A 16,288-nucleotide genomic window follows, 5' to 3' on the forward strand; every position below is an offset into this window, starting at 1 on the left:
GGCGGTCATGATCACCGCCGCCCCTCCGAAAACCCGTCCCTGGGCGCTTCCCCTCGTCTGTCTCGGCGCCGCCCTGCTCTACGCCTGGAAGATCGGCGACGGCCAGCTCGGGAACACCTACTACTCGGCCGCCGTCAAGTCGATGACCGGCAGCTTCACCGACTTCCTCTTCGGCTCCTTCGATCCCTACGGCGTCGTCACGGTCGACAAACCGCCGATGGCCCTGTGGCCGCAAGCGCTCTCCGTCCTCGCCTTCGGCTACCACGGCTGGGCCCTGCTGCTCCCGCAAGTCCTCGAAGGCGTCGCCGCGGTGTTCCTGCTGCACCGCACCGTCCGGATCTGGGCCGGCGAAAACGTCGCCCTCCTCGCCGCCGCCATTCTCGCGCTGACGCCCGTCACCGTGATCATCAACCGGGACAACAACCCCGACACCCTGCTCGTCCTCTTCCTCGTCGCCGCCGCGTACGCGCTCACCCGCGCCCTTCGGGACGGCCGGCACTGGCTGTGGTGGTGCGCCTTCTTCGTCGGCTGCGGCTTCCTCACCAAGATGCTGCAGGCGTGGATCATCGTCCCCGCCCTGGTCGCCGCCTACCTCGCCGGAACGAAGGGCCCGCTCAAGCGCCGGCTGCTCGACGTCCTCGGTGCGGGCCTCGTGCTCGTCGTCTCCTCGTTCTGGTGGATCGCGCTGTACGACTGGTGGCCCGGCGCCAAGCCCTACATGGGCGGCAGCGAAGACGGCTCCGCGTGGGACCTCGTCTTCGGCTACAACGGCTTCGGCCGCCTCTCCGGCGACGGCGAGGGCGGCGGCATGATGATCATGCGCGACGGGCAGCAGACGATGTCGTCCTTCGGCGGCGACCCCGGCCCGGGCCGGATGTTCAACGACCTCGTCGGCGGCCAGATCTCGTGGCTGCTGCCACTCTGCTTGCTGGTCCTGGTCGTCCTCGGCCGCCGGTGGCGCGACGCCGGCTGGCTGCTCTGGGGCGGCTGGCTGCTCGTGACCACCGTGGTTTTCAGCTCCGCCGGCGGCATCTGGCACCCGTACTACACGACGGCGATGGCGCCCGCCGTCGCCGCGGTCTCCGCCGCCGGACTGGCGCTGCTGTGGCGCCGGCACCGGCGGACCCTGCTCCCCGCGGTCGTCGCGCTGACCGCGGCCTGGGCGTTCGTCCTCGCTTCGCGCGACACGTCGTTCTACGGCTGGACGCGCTGGGCCGTCATCGGCACCGCCGTCGTCGCGATCGCGTGGCTGGTCGTCGCACCAGACCGACGTGCGCTCGTCGCGACGCTCGTGCCGCTGCTGCTCACCCCCGCCGTCTGGTCGTACGCCGCCGCGCGGAGCACGTCGGCCGGGACGCTGCCCGCCGCCGGCCCCGCCACCGGTCCGGGCGCGCCGCCGCCGCTTTCACCCGGTGGACCCCGGCCCCGGATCATGCTGTCCGGGGGCGACGGCACCGCCACGCTGTCGGACGAGCAGCGGCGCATCCTCGACTACGCCCGCCGCGCCGGCACCGAGATCACCCTGGCCGTGAACGCCGAGGCCGGCGCGGTGGCGCCGTACCTGATCGACTCGGACGCGACCGTGATCGGCATGGGCGGCTTCGGCGGCCGCGACAACGCGCCGTCCGTCACGCAGCTCGACCGCTGGCTCGCCGAGGGCCAGCTGCGGTTCGTGCTGAGCGGCGCGGGACCCCGGCCGGGACCGCCGCCCAGCCCGGCTCAGGCCGAACGTCAGCGCTGGATCGAAGGGCACTGCACGGCCGTCGACCCCGCGGCGTACGGCGGTGGCGGCCCGGACACGCTCTACCGGTGCCGCTAACGGCGAGGAAACACCGGCGCCGCGATCATCGGGGCATGCGGGTGCTGGTGGTGGAGGACGAGCCGATGCTCGCGGACGCGATCGCGGAGTGGCTGCGCGACGAGTCGCACGCGGTCGACGTCGCCCGCGACGGCGGCGCCGCGCTCGACCGGATCGCCGTCCACGACTACGACGTCGTCGTGCTCGACCGGGACCTGCCGGTCGTGCACGGCGACGACGTCTGCCGGCGGGTCGTCGCGTCCGAAGCGGCGACGCGGGTGCTGATGCTCACCGCGGCCGTCGAGGTCACCGACCGCGTCGCGGGACTGTCCCTCGGCGCCGACGACTACCTGACGAAGCCGTTCGCGTTCCCCGAGCTGGCCGCGCGGATCCAGTCGCTGGGACGGCGCTGCCGGCCGGCCGCGCCGCCGGTCCTGCGCCGCTCCGGCGTGACGCTCGACCCGGCGCGGCACGAGGTGTTCCGCGACGGGCGCTACCTCCCCCTGTCCAAAAAGGAGTTCGCCGTGCTCGCCGAGCTGCTGCGCGCCGACGGCGCCACCGTGTCCGCCGAACACCTGCTGGAGAAGGTGTGGGACGAGCACGCCGACCCGTTCACCGGCGCCATCCGGCTCACCATCCTCAAGCTGCGCCGCAAGCTCGGCGACCCGCCGCTGGTGGAGACGGTCACCGGCGTCGGCTACCGGCTCCGGTGAGCCTCCGGCTGCGGCTGACCGTGCTGCACGGCGGCCTGTTCCTGCTGGCGGGCGGCGTGCTGCTGGGCGTGACGTACCTGCTGTTCACCCAGCAGGTCGGCCGGCGGGTCACGGTCATTTCGGGCAGCCCGCCGCCGGGACTGCCCACGCTGCCTTCGATCGAGGCGCTCGACGAGCAGGCGCGTCAGGTGCGTGCGGCGGCGGTGACGTCGCTGCTGACGCAGGGAGCGATCGCGCTCGGCGCGGTGGCGGTGCTGGCGGCCGGGCTGGGCTGGCTGGTGGCGGGCCGCGCGCTGGCACCGTTGCGGCAGGTGACCGACACCGCGCGCGGCATCGCGGCGGCGGCCGACCCGGGTGGCCACGCGCGGATCGCCCTGCGCGGCCCGGACGACGAGGTGAAGGACCTCGCCGACGCGTTCGACGTGATGGTCGAACGCCTCGACCGCTCGTTCGACGCGCAACGCCGGTTCGTCGCGAACGCGTCGCACGAGCTGCGCACGCCGTTGACGCTGAACCGATCGCTGGTCGAGGTGGCGATGCACCGCCGCACGGCCTCGGACGACGTCCGGCAGCTCGGCGGCAAGCTGCTGGAGATCAACGCCCGGCACGAGAAACTGATCAGCGGGTTGCTGCTGCTGGCCCGTTCGGAGAGCGCGCTGACCGAGCGCTGTCCGGTGGATCTGGCGGCGGTGGTCGCGCACGTGGTGCCGCCGGAGGTGCGCGCGGACCTCGGCGAGGCGACGGCGCTGGGCGACGCGCTGATGCTGGAGCGGCTCGCGCACAACCTGGTGGAGAACGGCCTCCGCCACAACGTCCCCGAAGGGTGGGTGCGCGTGACGACCCGGTCGCTGCCGGGACGGGTGGAGCTGGCGGTGGCCAACAGCGGCCCGGTGATCCCGCCGGCCGAGGTGCCGGCGCTGTTCGACCCGTTCCACCGGCGGGCCAGGGTGGCGGCGGACGGCGCGGGGCTGGGATTGTCGATCGTGCGCTCGGTGGCGCACGCGCACGGCGGGGAAGTCGTCGCGACGGCGCGCCCGGAGGGTGGCTTGGTGGTCGTCGTGTCGCTTCCCGCGGCTTGAAGACTCGCGGGCAACACCGCCGGACGAGCGGGCAGTCCACCGGCGCTCGGCGCGCGCGGAACCGCTCACCGCCGTACTCTCCCGCTCGGCCGCCGCGTCGATCGCGGTCCGGCTCACCCGCGTGTTGCCTTTCCGCCGACCAATATCGGATATTACGGCGCTTTTCGCCCGCCGCTCGCCCCTATCCGACCTTCGCGTCTTGACTTCATCAATGGTCTAGTCCAATAGTTTGTCCACCCTCGAACCCCACCGGGAGGACAGATCATGCGCCGAAGCAGACTGGCCGCCATCGGGCTCGCCGCCGCCACTTTCGCCGCCACCGCCGTGAGCCTCGTGCTCGGTGCGCCGTCGGCCACCGCGGCGTTGAGCAACAACTGGTACGCCGCCGCGCCCTACCTGATGCCCGTGAGCAACAACCCGCCCGACCCGATCACCGTGATGAACGCGACCGGGCTCAAGGCGTTCCAGCTGGCGTTCATCCTGGCGCCCAACGGCGGCGGCTGCAGCCCGACCTGGGACGGCACCAACGCGGTCTCCTCCGACACCACCGTCGCGAACGTGATCTCGCGCATCCGGTCCAACGGCGGCGACGTCTCGGTGTCCGTCGGCGGCTACGGCGGCACGAAGCTCGGCCAGACCTGCGGGAACGTGGCCGCGACCGCCGCCGCGTACCAGCAGGTCATCACGAAGTACTCGCTCAAGGCCATCGACTTCGACCTCGAAGAGCCCGAGTACGAGAACACCGCGGCCATCGCGAACGAGCTCGGCGCGGCGAAGACGTTGCAGGCCAACAACCCCGGCCTCTTCGTGTCGGTGACCATGCCGGGCACCGCGGCCGGCACCGGCTGGTTCGGCACGCAGCTGATCGACCAGGCGAAGTCGATCGGCTTCACGCCCAACAACTTCTCGATCATGCCGTTCGACGGCGGCTTCAACGGCGGCTCGTCGCAGGTGTCGGCGCTGGAGGCACTGCACGGCCTGCTCATGTCTCACATGGGCTGGGACAGCGCGACCGCGTACTCGCACGAGGGCTTCTCGGGCATGAACGGCAAGTCGGACGCCGCGGAGATGTTCTACACGGCGGACTTCCAGACGGTCTACGACTACGCCACCAGCCACGGCCTCGGCCGCTTCACGTTCTGGTCGGTCAACCGCGACCGCGCGTGCGTCGGGACGACCGACAACGGCGTCTGCAGCAACGTCCCGCAGAACGACTGGGACTTCACGAAGTTCAGCGTCCGGTTCGCCGGCGCGACCCCGCCGCAGACGACGCCGACCCAGCCGACGACGACCCCGACCACCCCGGGCGGCGGCTCCTGCACCGCGGCGGAGTGGGACCGGACGAAGGTCTACGTCAAGGACAACGTCGTCTCGCACAACAGCCACAAGTGGACGGCCAAGTGGTGGACGCAGGGCGAAGAGCCCGGCACCACCGGCGAATGGGGCGTCTGGCAGGACAACGGCGCCTGCTGAGGTTCAGAAGGTGAGGTGGGTGTTCTCGCGCTGGACCTCCGGGGTCAGCGCGGGAACCTCCACGACGTGCCGCCCGGCTTCGCGCAGCAGCTCGGTCCCCCGGGCGTCGACGAAGACGGGTGGCTCGCGCCACGCGAAGACGACCCGCGGGATCCCGGCGTCGAGGATCAGCCGCGTGCAGCTGCGCGGGTGGGAGCTGCGGTTACTGCACGGCTCGAGTGAGCTGTACATCGTCGCGCCGGCCAGCCGCGGGTCGCCGGCGCACTTGGCGAGCGCGGCCTCTTCGGCGTGGTTGAGCGGGTCGCCCTCACCGGAATGCCCGGTCGCGACGACTTCGCCGTCGGCGTCGGTGATGACGGCACCGACCCGGAAGGTGTGACTCGGCGGGCATTCGGCCGCGAGCGCGATAGCTTCCCGCAGGCGCGCGACGTCCCGGCCGGTCGGCTCGGGCGCCGCGCGGTACCGGAGGATGGCCATGCCCTGCAGTTCTTCGACACTGGTGAGGACCAGCGGACGCGGGTAGAGCCCGGGCCCGACGAACCGCGGCGCGTCCGGCTGCCCGACGAAGAACGGCGCGATCGCGAGCCGCAGTTCGTCGGCGAGACCTTCGGTGAGGAACCGGGTATGGATCCCGCCGCCGCCCTCGACCAGCAGGTGTTCGATACCGCGCGCACCGAGGTCGTCCAGGACGCGCCCGAAGTCGGACGGATCCCCGGCATCGACGACGGTGGCGACGTGCTTGAGCGCGTCAGCGGTCCCGGGCGGCGCGTAGACGATCTTTTCGGTGTCCCCGACGGTGAAGAACTGCGCGTCCGGATCAAGGCCGCGCGTGGTCACGGTGACTTTGAGGGGCTGTTCGGGCTTCCCTCGTTCGAGACGTTGCCCCCGCAGCTCCGGCGACCGGACGAGCAGCCGCGGGTTGTCGGCCCGCACGGTCCCGGCCCCGACGAAGATCGCATCGGCCTCGGCGCGCAACCGGTCCACGACGGCGAAGTCGTCCTCAGTGGACAGCACCAGCCGTTCGGGCGAGGTGTCGTCGAGGAAGCCGTCCAGCGACTGCGCGGCGGACAGCAGGACGTGCGGCCGGGTGATCACCCGGCCCAGTATGCCGTAACGCCTTCGATGATCCGGGCGTCTCACGACGTATCCCTGTCGAGCCCATCCCCCGGAGCTTTCTGAACATGACAACGCGAGGCTGGTACAAGGAGCGGACGCTGACCACGGTCGACACGGTCGGCCGCGAGGTGTCGGTGACGACCGGACTCACCCGCGACCCGGAGGGCCGCCTGGTGGCGGCCATAGCGATCAGCGACGGCCCGACGGCGATCTACCGGTACGCGGGCGAGGTGGCCGAGGGAACGGAGCTGGTCCGGAACACGGCGGACACGGTGAAGGAACTCCGCCGCCTGGCCGGTATGGGGCCGACGATCTAGCCGGGCACGACACGCCGCCCGGGCAGCCTGTCGCCGGGGTCAGGTGGGCGAGCCGGGGGCGCTTCCGGACGCCGGCCACGGGTCGCCCACCGAGCCGGCCGCCTCCGACTACCGGCCGTGGCTCGCCGCCGGCCGAGCCGCCGACCTCTCCTGCGCCGGGTCAGGCGGGCAGGACCGCGTACTGGCGGACGTAGAGGTCCGTGTACGTCACCGGGCCGCGGGGCCCCGGCACCTTGTCCAGGTTGATGCCGGTTTCCGGGACCGCGAGCAGCTTGAAGCCGTCGAGGAGGCGGGTCGGGGCGTTCCAGAACACGCCCGTGCCGGTGTAGCCGTCGAAGAACGCCTCTGCGGCCGACGTGTCCTCCGTCGCGATGCCCGCCGCCAGGCCCGAGGTCTGCTCGTTGGCGATCTCGACCGCGTCGGCGAGCGCGCCGACCTTGGCCACCGTCACCGTCGCCTCGCGGTCGGAGTCCAGCGCCCACTCGTAGCCGATCGCGTGCTCGTGCGGGGCCAGCGACGGCGTCACCCCGCGCTCGGCCAGCGCGTCGGCGATGCCCGGCCAGACGTCGTCGTGGATGCCCTCGTGGATGAGCAGCAGGTTCAGCCGGTTGCACACCCCCAGCCGGTCGAGGCTCGCGAAGACCAGGTCACGCGCCTTCGTGACGTCCGCGCCGCGGTCGACGTACAGGACACCGCCGCCGTCGGCGTGGGCGAGCGTGCGCACGCCGTGGACGGCCGCCTCCGTGGCCAGCGCCCGGGTGCTGTCGCCGCTGCCGCGCAGGATCACCAGCGGGACCAGGTCCGGCAGCCGGACCAGCGCGGACGCCGCCTCACGCTCCACCCGCGGCACCAGCTGGACGCAGTCGGCGTCGATGCCGGCCTCGGTCAGCGCCGGGGCGATGACGACCTCGCGCAGCCGCTGAGCCGAGCCGAGCGCGGCCGAGCCGGTGCGCAGCACGCCGCCGTTGCGCGACTTGACCAGCTGCGACGCCACGTCGACGGTCACGTTCGGCCGCGCCTCGTAGTTCGCGCCGATGACGCCGACCGGGCGTCGCCGCTCGACCAGCTTCAGCCCGCCGTCCAGGGTGGACACGTCGACCGAACGCTCCTGGTGCGGGGCGCCGGCGAGCAGCCGCAGCTGCTCGGCCATGCCGGTCAGGCGCTCCGGGGTGATGGTGAGCCGGTCGAGCAGACCGGCGCTCATCCCCTCGGCCTTCGCGCGCTCGACGTCGGCCTGGTTCGCCTCGAGGATCTCGTCGCGATGGGCGAGCAGCCGTTCGGCCATCCCGGTCAGGGCGGCGTCGACGGCCTCGGCACTCGCGGCGGCGAGCGACGGCGCGGCCAGCTTCGCCGCCCGTGCGCACTCCTCCACGGCCTTGGCGACCTCGTCCATCGTTCGTCTCCCTCCGCGCGGACCAGCGAGAGACCAGTTTGCCGCATGGGCGTGGCTAGGCGGCCACGGGCTCCAGCAGCCACAGCGCACCGGCGATCAGGCAGCTGATCGTCGCGACGGCGAAGACCAGCACCCACAGCACCGGCGGCACCGCGGTGAGCCGGCCCAGCTGGTCGGCGTCGGAGTCGCGGGCCTGGCCGCGCCGCCGCTTGACCTGCAGCTCGGCCACCGGCCGCACGCCGCCGAACAGCAGGAACCACGTCACGAGGTAGCTGAACGGAGCCTGCACCTCGACCGGCGCGACGAACGCGACCAGCGCGAGCACGGCGGCGCTGGCGACGACGGTGAACACCCCGTAGGCGTTGCGCACCATCACCAGCACGCCGAGCAGCAGCAGCGCGATCAGGACGAGGACGGTCCCGGCCAGGTCGGCACCCAGCAGGCTGGCGAACAGCAGCCCCAGCACGGACGGCGCCAGGTACCCGGCCATCGCGGTGAAGGCCATGCCCGGCCCTTCGGGCTTGCCGCGCGAGACGGTGACGCCCGAGGTGTCCGAGTGCAGCTTGATGCCCTGCAGCCGCCGCCCGACGAGCACGGCGGCCAGCGCGTGCCCGGCCTCGTGCACGATGGTGACGCCGTTGCGCGCCAGCCGCCAGGGAGTACCGCCGACGATCACGACCAGCAGCGCCAAGCCACCGGCGACCAGGGTGATCACGGCAGGGGCCTGGGCCTGCTCGATCAGCGACGGAGTGGTGGCGGCCGCACGGAGGGCAGCACCGAACGCGAGATGAACGGGCGAGCTCACCCGGACACCTCACCACAGGCGACATCTGGCTACGGTGAGTCCCCACCGCTCGCGGTTTCGCGGCTTCGGGTAAGGGGTCGATGCGGTCTCCTTCCTGGGGATCGTGGTCTGGCTTCGGTGGTGCGTTGGCCGACAGCGCGCTTGATCACCGACGCGAGAGCCGCGCCGCCGGGCCCACGCGAGGTGGGAACGCGGCCGCCGGAATCGAACCGGGCTCGGATCCAAGCCGGAACGAGCGCGTAGCCGACACGAGCGACCAGCGAGGGGGCGCCCTGGCCGAGCGACGGCGCCACGCAAGCCGTCAGCTCAACGCGACTCCCTCATCCGGGCCTCTCCCTCCACCCTGAACAGGAACGACGCCCAGCTCCGGAACGGCGCCCACGTCTCGGCGATCTCCGCCAGCTCCTCCACGCTCGCGTCCGGAAGGTGGTAGGCCTCCCGCATGATCTCGTGCAGACGCGTCTCCGCCCTCGGGAACACGTCCGGGTGGCCCGCGCCACGGATCAGGATCAGCTCCGCGCTGAACTTGCCCACCCCGGGCAGGACTTGCAGCCGTTTCAGTGCCTCGTCCGCCGGCATCGAGCGCAGTGACGCCGCATCGAGCAGGCCGTCGGCGGCTGCTTCCGCTATCGCTCGCAAGCGCTGCATCTTGGCGCCCGACAAGCCCGGCAGGTACTCGAGCTTCGCCAGCACCGCGGGCGCCGGGAACGACGTCAGGACGCTGCCGCCGACCTCGACCTCCGTTCCGTGGCGCTCGGCCAGGCGCCGGCGCAAGCGGACCGCCTGCGTCATCCAGATGCGATGACTCAGCACCGCCCAGCACGCCGCCTCGTACGGGGACGCGAACAGCACCGGGCGCAACCCCGGGTGCAACCCTTGCAGCAGAGACACCACCGGGTCGCGTTCGGCGACCTCGCGGAAGCCGGTGCCGTCGACGTCGAGTGAGCACAGCCTCGTCACCTGCGCTACCACCGCCTCCGCTGACGCAGGCGGCCCGTGGACCTCGACCGACACCTCGCCGGGCGATCTCTGGCGCAGCACCGCTCCCACCGGTGTCCACTCGCCGTCGAGGGGGAACGCCACCCGGAGCGCGCCGGGTTCCGCCTCCGGCTGCCCGGCCGGCGCGAAGCCGGTCAAGAACCTCGCCGCCGCGGCCAGGTCGAACTCCCCGCGCACCGTGATTTCGTTGCCCAGCATGGAAATCGTCATCTCTCCTCCTCGGATCGGGACCTCGCCTGCGACGTTAGGCCGGGGCACCGACAATTCCGGGGCTCGAACGCCTGAGCCCGCGCATTGTTCACTCGATCGAGTGCGGCAGATTTGACATACTGCCGGTATCCGAGAGGAGCGCAATGCCGACGAAGACCGCCACCGAACGACTCGAAGCCCTGCTCGACACACCCGCGAAGACCGGAGACGGCTACCTCGACCTGCTGGGCACCGCCGCCCAGGCCGGCCCGGCGACCGGCCTCACGCAGCGCCTGATGCGCACCACCCTCCTCCCGCAGGTCTACGAACGGCTCTGGCGCCCCGCCCTCGGCCGCGCGCTCAAGGGCCCGCTCGGCCCGAGCATGGCGGGCGAAGTCCGGCTCGCGACGAAGCTCCTCGCCCTGCGACCGGGCGACACCGCGCTCGACGTCGCCTGCGGGACCGGCCGGTTCACGCGCGCGTTCGGCGCGGCCGTCGGGCCGGCTGGGCTCGCCGTCGGCCTCGACGGCGCGCGCTCGATGCTCGGCAAGGCCGCTGCCCAAACAAATCCGGACTCAGTCGCCTACCTGCGCGCGGATGCCGTGCACCTCCCCCTGAAAGAGTCCACTGTGGACGCCGTCTGCTGCTTCGCCGCCCTCCACATGTTCGCCGAGCCCGAGACCGCATTGGACTCCTTCGCGCGCGTACTGAAACCCGGCGGCCGGATCGTCTTGCTCACCAGCGCCCGGCGCGGCTGGCAACCCGCGCGAGTCGCGGAGTCCGTCGGCGGGATCCTGAGCGGGCAGCGGATGTTCGACCGCGGCGAGATCGCGGCGAGCCTGCGCGCCCGCGGCTTCGCGGAGATCACCGAGCGGTACGCGGGCGTCACGCAGATCGTGGCGGGCCGGCTGAGCTGAGCGCCGCGGATTGTCGGTCCCGCCGGTTAGCATCGCCCCATGACCCACCACGAGCCCGTCCCGCCCGACGACAGCTATCTGCGTTCCCTGGTCGAGGCCACCGCCGACGCCGTCGCGGCCGCCGAACCGCTGTCCTCGCCACACACCGGCGCGAACGAGGCGACGCGGGCCGAAGTGACCGCCGCGGTCGAGCGCAGTTCACCCGATCTGGTGGCGTTGAGCCAAGATCTGCACGCCCATCCCGAAGAAGGCTTCGCCGAGCACCGTTCGGTACAGGCCCTGGCGGACCTCCTGAAGCGCCACGGCCACGAAGCGACCGTCGGCGTCGGCGGGCTCGACACCGCGTTGCGCGTCAGCACTCCGGAGCAAGACGGTCCGCACATCGCCGTCCTCGCCGAGTACGACGCGCTGCCCGGGCTCGGCCACGCCTGCGGCCACAACGTCATCTGCACCACCGCCGCGGGCGGCTTCCTCGGCGCCGCGACCGTCGCCGAGCGGCTCGGTGGGCGCGTCAGCCTGATCGGCACCCCGGCCGAAGAAGGCGGGGGCGGCAAGGAGACCCTCGCCCGCGCCGGCGTGTTCGACGACGTCGACGCCGTGATCATGCTGCACCCGTTCAGCCACGACATCGCGCTGCACCCGTTCCTCGGCCGCCGGCAGCTGGAGATGGTCTTCCACGGCGTCGGCGCCCACGCGAGCGCCCAGCCGTTCATGGGCCGCAACGCCCTCGACGCCGCCGTCGCGGCCTACCAGGGCGTTTCCGCGCTGCGCCAGCAACTCCCGCAGAGCGACCGCGTCCACGGTGTCTTCAGCGACGGCGGCGCGCGGCCGAACGTCATCCCGGCGCGCGCGGCGCTGCTGTTCTACCTGCGCTCCCAATCCCCCGACACCCTGCGCGACCTCGCCGCCCGCATGACGTCGATCGCGGAGGGCGCGGCGGCGATGACCGGCTGCGGGGTGGAGCTGATCTGGGACGCCCAGGCCGCCTACCTGCCGATCCGGTTCAACACCGCGCTCGCCGGGCGCTGGTCGGTCAACCAGGCCGGCACCGGCCGCAAGCCGCTGCCGCCGGGCATCGTGCCGGAGTCGCTCACCGGCTCGACCGACCTGGGCAACCTGTCGTACCGGATGCCGGCGCTGCACCCGATGCTCGCGGTCTCGGGTCCGACGGTCGCGTTGCACACCAAGGAGTTCGCGGCCGCGGCCGGTTCGGAGACCGGCGACGCGGGCGTCCGCGACGGGGCGCTGGGCCTGGCCCTGACCGCCGCCGACTACCTCGGCGACGCCGAGCTGCGGCAAGCGGTGCACGACGAGTTCGAGGCGGCGGGAGGTGCCCTGGACGTACCGTCGTTCTTCGCCTGACGCCTGAGGATTACCTGAGTTTTCTCAGCTGATTCTTCTCAGCAAAGCCTGAGGTATTTCCACAGGCTGTTCACAAGCACGGGCGCGAATCTGGTCCCATGACCGAGAACGAGAGTCGGCCCGGCCCCGCCTCACCCGGTGGGCACCAGCCGCACCAGAACACCCAGCAGTACGGGCCGTACGCGCAGCAGCCGCAGCCGCCGCACTACGGCTACCAGCACCAGGCCGCGCCGAACCCTCTCTTCACGCAGCAGCCGCCGACGGGCCAGGTGCCCGCGGGTCAGGCGCCCACGGCGCTGAAGACCAAGCCGCGCAAGGGCGGCCGCGTCGCGATGTTCGTCAGCGCGACCGCCCTCGGCGCCGCGCTGGTCGGGGGCGTCGGCGGCGCCGCGATCGTCGGGCTCACCACGAATTCGGCCGACGGCGCGACGACGTCGGTGAGCACGCCGGCCGCGAGCGGGCAGACGGTCGCCAACTCGACCGCCACCGGCGACGTCAGCGGCGTCGCGGCGAAGGTGACGCCCAGCGTCGTCCAGATCAACGTGACCACCGACCAGGGCGAGGCCATCGGCTCCGGCGTCATCCTCACCTCGGACGGCCGGATCCTGACCAACGCGCACGTCGTCGACGGCGCCCAGAACGTCGTGATCACGACGTCCGACGGCAAGAAGTACCAGGCCGGCGTGGTCGGCGCGGACACCAAGGCGGACATCGCCGTGGTCCAGGCGAAGAACGCCAGCGGGCTGAGCGCGGCGACGCTGGGCGACTCGAGCAAGCTGGTCGTCGGCCAGCAGGTGATCGCGATCGGCTCGCCGGGTGGCCTGCAGAACACCGTCACCACCGGCATCGTCAGCGCGCTCAACCGGAACCTGTCCGACATCGGCGAGGGCCAGCAGCAACAGCAGTCGCCGTTCAGCCGCACGTCGAACCAGTCCCAGGATTCGCCGAGCTACACCGCGATCCAGACGGACGCCTCGATCAACCAGGGCAACTCCGGCGGCGCACTGGTCGACGCCCAGGGCAACGTCATCGGCATCAACTCCGCCCTCTACAGCCCGACGGCCTCGGCCAACGGCTCGGCGGGCAGTGTCGGGATCGGCTTCGCCATCCCGATCAACGACGCCAAGAAGATCGTCGACCAGATCGTGAACAACTAGGACGCGGACGGGCCGTGGTCGGGGCGGTCCGTCCACCCGCTTATCGGGGAGCGGGGAATGAGCGAAGGCCGTTTCGAGAGTCAATCGGGGGCTCTCGAAACGGCCTTCGCGCTGTCTACAGGTCGTAGCTGAGGACCAGCGTGTGGTTCTGCTCGGCGTCCAGCTCGATGTTCGCCGTGCCGGAGATGCCGGTCAGCTCGCCGAAGCCCGAGCCGGTGAGGATCTTGAGCGTCAGGCCCGAGTCGTCGGCGGTGTGGTGCAGGACGAAACCGCCCTTGTGGCCGTCGACCGAGACCGCGAGACGTTCGAAGGCGACGTACGCGCGCGAAGTCGCGTTGGACGCCGTGAGCATCTCGACGGTGCTGGTCCCCTCGACCGCCCCGGTGAACGTCTTGGCGATGGCCACCCGGGCGAACTCGGTGCCGCCGGCCTCGTCGGTCGCCTGCGGCTCCCACTTGTCGAGGACGAACGACGCGGTCGCGGTGCTGGTCATGGCTTTCCCCTGTCTCGATGGTGGAGCCAGCTTGGCAGCCATACCTGACAGCTCGCGTCAGGTTTTGTCAGCGCCTTCGGTTCCCGAACAGCCCGCGCGTGATCTCCCGGCCCAGCGCGCTCGCCGCGGACCGCATGAACGACTTCACGGCCGGGTTCTTCATCGCCGACTCGATGAATCCCGGCTCGTCCTTGCCGGGAGCCGGAGCCGGAGCCGGGGCAGGCGCGTCCGGAGACGGGCCAGGCGCGGGCGCGGCGGCGACCTTGGCCACCAGCTTCTCGTATGCGGACTCCCGGTCGATCGTCTCGGCGTACTTCGCGTGCAGGTCCGACGAAGTGACCGAAGCGGCGACGGCCTCGTCGCCGATCGAGCCCATCTTCGACCGCGGCGCTCGCAGCCGCGTCCAGGCGACGGGCGTCGGCGCGCCCCGCTCCGACAGCACAGTGACGATCGCTTCGCCGATGCCCAGCGACGTCAACGCCGTGTCGAGCTCGTAGAACTTCGTCTTCGGGTAGGTCTTGACGGTCTTGGCCAGCGCCGCCTGGTCGTCCGGGGTGAACGCCCGCAGCGCGTGCTGGATCCGCGCGCCGAGCTGCGAAAGCACGTTGTTCGGGATGTCCGTGGGCAGCTGCGTGCAGAAGAACACGCCGACGCCCTTCGACCGGATCAGCTTCACGGTCTGCTCGATGCGTTCGAGGAACGCCTTCGACGCGTCGTTGAAGAGCAGGTGGGCCTCGTCGAAGAAGAAGACCAGCTTCGGCTTGTCGAGATCGCCTTCTTCGGGCAGTTCCTCGAACAGCTCGGCCAGCAGCCACATCAGGAACGTCGAGAACAACGCCGGCTTCGACTGCAGGTTGTCCAGCTCCAGCAGTGTGACGACGCCCTTGCCGTCGGTCTGCCGCATGAGGTCGTGGACGTCCAGCTCGGGCTCGCCGAAGAAGTCCTCGCCGCCTTGGGCTTCGAGGTTGGACAGCGCGCGCAGGATCACGCCGGCCGTCGCGGCCGAGACCCCGCCGATGCCCTTCAGGTCTTCCTTGCCCTCGTCGCTGGTCAGGTGCGTGATCACCGACCGGAGGTCCTTCGTGTCCAGCAGCGCGAGGCCGCGCTGGTCGGCCCAGTGGAAGATCAGCCCGAGCGTCGACTCCTGCGTCTCGTTCAGCCCGAGCACCTTCGAGAGCAGCACCGGCCCGAAGCTCGTGATCGTCGCGCGGATCGGCGAGCCCTTCCCGCCGGTGCCCAGCGACAGGAACTGCACGGGGAACGCCGTGCCGGACCAGTCGTCGCCCAGCTCCTGAGAGCGCTTCGCGACCTTGTCGTTCGGCTCGCCGGCCGCGGCCAGCCCGGACAGGTCGCCCTTGACGTCCGCGAGCACCACCGGCACGCCGGCCGCCGACAGCTGCTCCGCGACCAGCTGCAACGTCTTCGTCTTGCCCGTTCCGGTCGCGCCCGCCACCAGGCCGTGCCGGTTCAGCGTGGCCAACGGCAGCCGCACGGCGGCCGCGGCGTCCGCCTGCCCGTCGATCACCACCGCGCCCAGCTCCAGCGCGGCACCCTCACTCGCATACCCGGCGGCGATCTCACTCGCCGGCGACCCTTGCTCGGTCACTCTCAGCTCCCCGATCGTGTGTCCTGGACCACACCTCGGAGCGTAACGCGCCGTACGCGCAGGTAACGCCCGTCCTATCCCCGTGTCGGGTTAGGGTCAGCAGGTGACCGACCGCCTAGTCTGGATCGACTGCGAAATGACGGGGCTCGACCTCGGCAAGGAAGCGTTGATCGAAATCGCCGCCCTCGTCACCGACGCGGAGCTGAACGTGCTCGGCGACGGAGTCGACATCGTCATCCACGCCGACGAGGAAAAACTCGCCGGGATGCCGGACGTCGTCCGCGAGATGCACGCCCACTCCGGCCTCACCGAAGAGGTCCGGCGCTCCACCGTGACCCTCGAAGAAGCCGAACGCCGCGTCCTCGACTACATCCGCGAGCACGTCCCGGAGTCGGGCACCGCGCCGCTCGCCGGCAACTCGATCGCCACCGACCGCGGCTTCATCGCCCGCGACATGCCGGCCCTCGACGCCCACCTGCACTACCGGATGGTCGACGTCTCCTCCGTCAAGGAGCTCGTCCGGCGCTGGTACCCGCGGATCTACTACGCCAAGCCGGAGAAGGGCCTCGCCCACCGGGCGCTGGCCGACATCCGCGAATCCATCGGCGAACTCGACTACTACCGGCGCGTCGCGTTCGTCCCGCAGCCCGGGCCGACCAGCGACGAAGCCAAGGCGGCGGCCGCTGAAGTGCAGGAACAGCACCAGAGGTAACCCCCTGCAATCCGCTTGAGGGCACCCGCTACGATTGCTGACAGCAAGGTGATCGCAGGCGGATCCCCTTGGCGATGGTGGGCGTAGCTCAGCTGGTAGAGCACCTGGTTGTGGTCCAGGAGGTCGCGGGTTCGAAACCCGTCGCTCACCCCATCACCC

15 protein-coding genes and 1 tRNA gene are annotated in these 16,288 nt (G+C 71.4%); 10 read left to right on the forward strand and 6 right to left on the reverse strand.

The genetic code is table 11. The annotated features are described in order from the left end of the window. The first annotated feature begins 7 nt into the window (after positions 1 to 7). The 4 genes from BLV96_RS43115 to BLV96_RS43130 all read left to right on the forward strand — a co-directional run bounded on the left by BLV96_RS43115 (position 8) and on the right by BLV96_RS43130 (position 5,063). On the forward strand, positions 8 to 1,819 hold the full coding sequence (locus tag BLV96_RS43115) for an ArnT family glycosyltransferase (protein ID WP_086676514.1): 1,812 nt from the start codon (positions 8 to 10) through the stop codon (positions 1,817 to 1,819). A gap of 35 nt (positions 1,820 to 1,854) precedes the next feature. Beyond that, on the forward strand, positions 1,855 to 2,511 hold the full coding sequence (locus tag BLV96_RS43120) for a response regulator transcription factor (RefSeq protein ID WP_086676491.1): 657 nt from the start codon (positions 1,855 to 1,857) through the stop codon (positions 2,509 to 2,511). After that, a complete protein-coding gene (locus BLV96_RS43125) occupies positions 2,508 to 3,590 on the forward strand; it encodes a sensor histidine kinase (RefSeq protein ID WP_086676490.1) in 1,083 nt (360 codons plus the stop codon). The genes BLV96_RS43120 and BLV96_RS43125 overlap by 4 nt, the downstream gene beginning before the upstream one ends. Positions 3,591 to 3,854: 264 nt before the next feature. Then, entirely contained in the window at positions 3,855 to 5,063 is a 1,209-nt protein-coding gene (locus BLV96_RS43130; protein WP_086676489.1) for a chitinase, read from the forward strand. A gap of 3 nt (positions 5,064 to 5,066) precedes the next feature. On the opposite strand, the gene BLV96_RS43135 is transcribed toward BLV96_RS43130, so the two are convergent. Further along, complete coding sequence (locus tag BLV96_RS43135; protein ID WP_086676513.1) at positions 5,067 to 6,158, reverse strand: dihydrofolate reductase family protein; 1,092 nt, start codon at positions 6,156 to 6,158, stop codon at positions 5,067 to 5,069. An 86-nt stretch (positions 6,159 to 6,244) separates the two neighbouring features. Between BLV96_RS43135 and BLV96_RS43140 the strand changes: the two genes are divergently transcribed. Continuing rightward, a complete protein-coding gene (locus tag BLV96_RS43140) occupies positions 6,245 to 6,496 on the forward strand; it encodes a hypothetical protein (RefSeq protein WP_086678192.1) in 252 nt (83 codons plus the stop codon). A 160-nt stretch (positions 6,497 to 6,656) separates the two neighbouring features. On the opposite strand, the gene BLV96_RS43145 is transcribed toward BLV96_RS43140, so the two are convergent. The 3 genes from BLV96_RS43145 to BLV96_RS43155 all read right to left on the reverse strand — a co-directional run bounded on the left by BLV96_RS43145 (position 6,657) and on the right by BLV96_RS43155 (position 9,903). Continuing rightward, positions 6,657 to 7,889 carry an aldehyde dehydrogenase family protein gene (locus BLV96_RS43145; RefSeq protein ID WP_086678193.1) on the reverse strand — a complete coding sequence of 411 codons (1,233 nt, stop codon included), beginning with the start codon at positions 7,887 to 7,889 and terminating at the stop codon, positions 6,657 to 6,659. Between the two features lie 55 nt (positions 7,890 to 7,944). Next, positions 7,945 to 8,694, reverse strand: a complete 750-nt coding sequence (locus BLV96_RS43150) for a M50 family metallopeptidase (RefSeq protein WP_086678194.1) — start codon at positions 8,692 to 8,694, stop codon at positions 7,945 to 7,947. Between the two features lie 306 nt (positions 8,695 to 9,000). Then, on the reverse strand, positions 9,001 to 9,903 hold the full coding sequence (locus BLV96_RS43155; protein WP_086678195.1) for a DNA-3-methyladenine glycosylase family protein: 903 nt from the start codon (positions 9,901 to 9,903) through the stop codon (positions 9,001 to 9,003). Positions 9,904 to 10,046: 143 nt separating this feature from the next. Here BLV96_RS43155 and BLV96_RS43160 point away from each other — a divergent pair, with 143 nt between their 5' ends. From BLV96_RS43160 to BLV96_RS43170, 3 genes are all read left to right on the forward strand, one after another. Continuing rightward, positions 10,047 to 10,799, forward strand: a complete 753-nt coding sequence (locus tag BLV96_RS43160) for a class I SAM-dependent methyltransferase (RefSeq protein ID WP_086678196.1) — start codon at positions 10,047 to 10,049, stop codon at positions 10,797 to 10,799. A 39-nt stretch (positions 10,800 to 10,838) separates the two neighbouring features. Beyond that, entirely contained in the window at positions 10,839 to 12,161 is a 1,323-nt protein-coding gene (locus BLV96_RS43165) for a M20 family metallopeptidase (RefSeq protein ID WP_086678197.1), read from the forward strand. 98 nt (positions 12,162 to 12,259) lie between these two features. Beyond that, the gene (locus BLV96_RS43170; protein ID WP_086678198.1) at positions 12,260 to 13,318 is read left to right on the forward strand and encodes a S1C family serine protease; all 1,059 of its coding nucleotides are present in this window, start codon (positions 12,260 to 12,262) and stop codon (positions 13,316 to 13,318) included. Between the two features lie 115 nt (positions 13,319 to 13,433). Here the strand turns inward: BLV96_RS43170 and BLV96_RS43175 are convergent, their stop codons facing one another. Continuing rightward, positions 13,434 to 13,811: a DUF3224 domain-containing protein gene (locus BLV96_RS43175; protein ID WP_086678199.1), complete on the reverse strand. Its 378-nt coding sequence runs from the start codon at positions 13,809 to 13,811 to the stop codon at positions 13,434 to 13,436. Between the two features lie 67 nt (positions 13,812 to 13,878). Then, on the reverse strand, positions 13,879 to 15,417 hold the full coding sequence (locus tag BLV96_RS43180; RefSeq protein WP_086678200.1) for a helicase HerA-like domain-containing protein: 1,539 nt from the start codon (positions 15,415 to 15,417) through the stop codon (positions 13,879 to 13,881). Positions 15,418 to 15,520: 103 nt separating this feature from the next. On the opposite strand from BLV96_RS43180, the gene orn reads away from it, so the two are divergent. Continuing rightward, a complete protein-coding gene (gene orn, locus BLV96_RS43185; RefSeq protein ID WP_086678201.1) occupies positions 15,521 to 16,129 on the forward strand; it encodes an oligoribonuclease in 609 nt (202 codons plus the stop codon). A gap of 77 nt (positions 16,130 to 16,206) precedes the next feature. After that, positions 16,207 to 16,282 (forward strand) — tRNA-His (locus tag BLV96_RS43190). The last annotated feature ends 6 nt before the right edge of the window (positions 16,283 to 16,288 follow it).

The sequence above is a fragment of the Amycolatopsis pretoriensis genome, assembly GCF_900107925.1.
In the GTDB taxonomy this organism is placed as follows: domain Bacteria; phylum Actinomycetota; class Actinomycetes; order Mycobacteriales; family Pseudonocardiaceae; genus Amycolatopsis; species Amycolatopsis pretoriensis.